This window comes from Paenibacillus periandrae, assembly GCF_022458865.1.
Taxonomy (GTDB): domain Bacteria; phylum Bacillota; class Bacilli; order Paenibacillales; family NBRC-103111; genus Paenibacillus_S; species Paenibacillus_S periandrae.
In genome coordinates, this window is sequence record NZ_JAJNMU010000106.1 from 1 (window position 1) to 758 (window position 758).

General features: G+C 35.4%; 1 pseudogene. It reads right to left on the bottom strand.

Annotated elements, in window-relative coordinates:
- A pseudogene (locus LRL21_RS44750) lies at positions 1–456 on the bottom strand (hypothetical protein); the annotation flags it as partial.
- Between the last annotated feature and the right edge of the window lie 302 nt (positions 457–758).

A 758-nucleotide genomic window follows, 5' to 3' on the forward strand; every position in this document is an offset into this window, starting at 1 on the left:
TTTGAGCGTGTAATCGTTCACTATTTTATTAGTTTGAAAATCATAAGCCAGCCACCCTGTCGTCACTCCACTTGCTCCAACCCAACCCGTTCCAGCATTTTTATCAAAAGCCATCCACGATGCATAGTTCGGTGCATATTCTCCACTCGCACTGGCTATCCCGCTTGGTGTTGTATTGCTGGTCATTATAGGTATAAAATTTTTCTTGTTTTTCCTTAGCAAATTTCCATTACTATCATATTTAAATTCAAAAGAGTTCGATGGTGATGTTACTGTTTGAAGACGATCATTTTCATCATAAGTATAAGCATTTGGCTCAGATGCTTGTTCGATGAGCAGAAGGTTCGAGCTGGTGACTTCTTTCGCTTCCACATAACCATGACTAATAAAGGATGAGGTGAGTGAAAACGTCATTACGTTTAATAAAATCATTTGTAGTCTTCTGCTTACTAACATTTCTCATTTCTCCTCAAATAAATGTATTAAGTAAAATATTAAGATCTTGTACTTCAATTCCCTTTCTCTTATATTCATGTACGAATTTTTATTTGGGTATGATTCGTCACATTTGTTTTATAAATATCACTAGCGTTGCATTAATTTTCTCTGAATGTTCATAATCTTCTGTCTGTAGAAAGTTCAGACACAAAAAAATCCTTTACAATGAAATGGCAGGTAGTACCTGTCCATAATCCATTGAAAGGATTAGCCCATGGACAATAGTACCCTATTTTCTTCATTTGGTAAATGGATTTCTC